The sequence below is a fragment of the Microbacterium resistens NBRC 103078 genome (assembly GCF_001552355.1).
In the GTDB taxonomy this organism is placed as follows: Bacteria; Actinomycetota; Actinomycetes; order Actinomycetales; family Microbacteriaceae; genus Microbacterium; species Microbacterium resistens.
On the sequence record NZ_BCRA01000190.1, the window covers coordinates 1 to 3,404 of the forward strand.

A 3,404-nucleotide genomic window follows, 5' to 3' on the forward strand; every position below is an offset into this window, starting at 1 on the left:
TGCGTTCGGGCCTCGCGGCCTTCCCTTCAGGGCAACTTCTCTATCTTATCCGCTTGATCGAGGCTGTCAAATCGACACGCCGAGAGGATCTTGCTGGATCGGCGCCCCTCGCGGGGCAACTTCACTAGCTTATCCGTCCCGGCCGGTGTGTCAAATCGACGGTCCCGGCGGACGACCACCGCCCGGACGCGGACGTCCGGCTCACCCTCGAGGAGGGATGTGGTGGATGTTCGCCGCTTGGGGAGTCAGACCTTCCGGCCTTCCGCTCTACCGCTTGGGGCGAACAGGTAATAACTTACGCGGATCCCCCGTACCCGGCAAATCGCGATGGCCCGCCGGGCGTGTCGCCGCTCCCCGCCTGCCTCGGTACCATCGCGCCATGCGCGAGATCACCGCCCCGCATCCTGCGTCCACCTTCCTCGGCGATCGCTCATGAACGCCGCGCAGGGTCTCCTGGATCGCATCGTGCGCGAGATCGGCGTGGATCCCCTCGCCGTCGCCGAGGCACCGGACCCCGGAAGGCCGGTCCCCCTCCCCTCCCGGCTCTCCGTCGGCGACCTCGCCTGGGCCTGCGTCACGGCGGTCCGGCTCGCCGCGGGTCTCTCGGTCGCGTACGCCCCCGACCCTCGCCGGATCACGGTGGCCTACCGCAGCGACCAGGTCCTGCGCCTCGACGGGAAGGCGCCGCGAACCTGGTCCCCCTCCTCCGGGTTCTGGCGTGCGGCGGACGGCTGGGTGCGGACGCACGGCAACTACCCGCACCATGCGAAGGCGCTGCGGGACGCGCTCGGGCTCGATCCCGCGGAGGAGGAGGCGGAGCCCGAGCGCCTGCGCGCCGTGATCGGCGACCGGTCGGTGCACGATCTCGTGGCGTCCGTCACGGCGAGCGGCGGACTCCTCGTCCCCGTGCGGCCGGAGGATCCCCACGCCGACCGCGCCTGGAGGCGGACCCCGCTCGTGGCGTCCTCGCGCGCGCACCTGTGGCCGGTGCCCTCCGCCTCCCCGCGGAGCCCCCGCGCTCCCCTGGCCGGCGTCCGCGTGCTCGATCTCACCCGCGTGATCGCAGGCCCCGTCTGCACCCGCACCCTCGCCCTCCTGGGCGCGGAGGTGCTGCGGATCGACCCGCCGCACCGTCCCGAGCTGCCGTGGCAGCACTTCGACACCGGGCACGGCAAGCGCTCGGCGGTCCTGGACGCGTCCTCCGCACGGATGCGGGAGCTGGTCTCCGGCGCCGACGTCGTGGTCCTGGGCTACCGACCGGGATCGCTGGCGAGGCTCGGGCTGAGCCCCGAGGCGCTCACCGCGGCGCATCCCCGCCTCATCGTCGCCCAGCTCAGCGCGTGGGGCGAGGCGGCTCCGGAACGTGCGGGGTTCGACAGCCTCGTGCAGGCCGAGTCCGGGATCGCGATGGTGGAGGCCGACGGGGCCGGCACCCCCGGCGCCCTGCCCGCCCAGGCTCTGGATCACAGCGCCGGGTACCTCCTCGCTGCGGCGGTCACCGCGGCGGTGCGGCACCGCGACGCCGACGGGCGCGGGGCCGTCGTGCGCACGTCCCTCCGGCGCGTGGCCGCAGAGCTGCTGGGGCTGCCCCGGCGCGAGGAGCGCGGGGACCCCGCACCGGATGGATCCGGGCACACCCAGGAGTTCACCGTCGGGGGCCACCGCCTCGTGACCGCGGCGCCGGTCCTCCGCGGTCTCTCCTTCGCGCCGCCGCGCCCCTGGGGCGCCGATCCCGCGGTCTGGGAGGCCCCTGCCACGTCGTGATCAGCGACGCCGGAGGAGGATGACGAGGCACAGCACGAGCGTCGCCGCCGCCCAGATCGCGCACCCGGGCGGCAGGACGCGGTAGGCGATGAAGGGCACGGTGTGCGCGGGGTCCGTCCCCGCGGCGCCGGGCACGCCGTAGCGCACGACGCCGACGACGCCCGCGACCACGAGTGCCACCGGCAGCGACGCCCACCAGAGTGCGCGGACAGGAAGCGGCAGGAGCATCGGGGCCGGCCGTGCCTGCCTGCGCCGCAGCCACAGGATCCCGGCGATCCCCAGGACGATGAGCCCGAAGGCGCCGGATCCGTACTGCAGCCACTTGTACCCGGCCAACGGTCCCCATCGCGCGTCGAGCCCGGGGATCCAGTCCGAGCCCGCGCGCCCCTCGTGGGTGAAGGCGTCCCACAGGATGTGGCTCGCGATCCCGAGGGCGAGCCCGCCGAGCAGCCACAGCGTGCCGGGCAGCGACGGGAACGTCTCGCGCAGGGAGGCCCGGAGCCCGGCGTCCCAGGTCTCGGGCAACCGTTCGGCCAGGACCCGCGGAGCGAGCGCGCGTGCGGCGGGCCGCAGCAGCAGCCGCCACACCAGGAGCAGCACGACGGCGACGACGAGAGTGAGCGGGAGCATCCTCGGGTCGTGCGTGGCGTCGTAGTCCGGCGCGATGCCGGCGGCGGGACCACGCAGGAAGAGCGGCAGATCCGGCGCCATCGCGCCGACTGCGACCGCCGCGGGCGCCAGCGGCGTGCGCACGAAGGGAAGGGCGACCACGGCGTGGCTCGGCGTGAAGGGCATCGCGGTCCTCTCGTCGTTCGCAGACGCGGTCAGGGCGTGGCCAGCAGGCGGTCCACCGCGTCGCCGAGGCGATCCGCCATCCCCGTCTCCCCCGCGACGGCCGTCCGCTCGGTCAGACCGGTGTCGGGATGGTCGGTGATGATCCCGTCGACGTTGTCCCGGTAGAGCGCGCGCATGGCGGCCGGATCCTGCACCGTCCAGACGAGGACGCCCTTGCCCTGGTCCCACACCGCGTCCCGCCGGGATGCGTCGTAGGCGCTCTGCTCGAGCACGAGGAAGTCCGCGGGGGTCTCCGGAACGCCGCCGTAGGCCAGCGGCACGATGAACCCCACCGTGAGATCCGGGCGGAGCTCCTTGATCCGGGCGACCGCGTCCGCGCTCAGGGAGTGGTAGATGTGATCGCGGGCGTCGTCGACGCGGTCGATCAGCTCCAGGAGCTCGCGCACGTAGTCCGCGGACTCGCCGCCGTGCAGCTTCACCTCGATGAGCAGCGCCTGGTCGAGCTCGTCGGCGCGCCTCAGGTACTCCTCCAGCGAGGGGATCCGCGCACGATGCCCGGCCTCGTCGCGCACCGTGACGGCGGTCGCCTCCTCCGTGGTCATCCGGCCGACGGAACCGTCGATCCCCGCCAGCCGCCGCAGATCCGCGTCGTGCATGAGCACCCACCCGCCGTCCTCGGTCTGCTGCACGTCCATCTCCACGAGATCCGCTCCCGCACGATGGGCCGCGTCGAGCGCCGGGATCGTGTTCTCCACCCCGCCGTCGACGAAGCCCCGGTGCGCGAGCACGAGCGTCGCGCCGTCCGCGCGCTCCGCCAGCGTTCCCCCCGCCGCGACGCCGGCGCC

The 3,404-nt window shown here is 74.0% G+C and carries 3 protein-coding genes; 1 reads left to right on the plus strand and 2 read right to left on the minus strand.

The window, feature by feature from the left end:
* Nucleotides 1-432 precede the first annotated feature (432 nt).
* Nucleotides 433-1,764, plus strand: coding sequence for a CoA transferase (locus tag MR1_RS18730; protein ID WP_255218203.1), 1,332 nt, complete (start codon nucleotides 433-435; stop codon nucleotides 1,762-1,764).
* Here MR1_RS18730 and MR1_RS18735 read toward each other — a convergent pair whose 3' ends face one another.
* Complete coding sequence (locus MR1_RS18735; protein ID WP_067250697.1) at nucleotides 1,765-2,559, minus strand: DUF4184 family protein; 795 nt, start codon at nucleotides 2,557-2,559, stop codon at nucleotides 1,765-1,767.
* Between the two features lie 29 nt (nucleotides 2,560-2,588).
* Nucleotides 2,589-3,404: glycerophosphodiester phosphodiesterase (locus tag MR1_RS18740; protein WP_217996255.1), on the minus strand; the 816-nt coding region annotated here is incomplete at its 5' end.

Bases quoted from the DNA above. Each gene is read 5' to 3' on its own strand.
- MR1_RS18730 (WP_255218203.1), top strand. From the start codon at position 433: ATGAACGCCGCGCAGGGTCTCCTGGATCGCATCGTGCGCGAGATCGGC.
- MR1_RS18735 (WP_067250697.1), bottom strand. From the start codon at position 2,559: ATGCCCTTCACGCCGAGCCACGCCGTGGTCGCCCTTCCCTTCGTGCGC.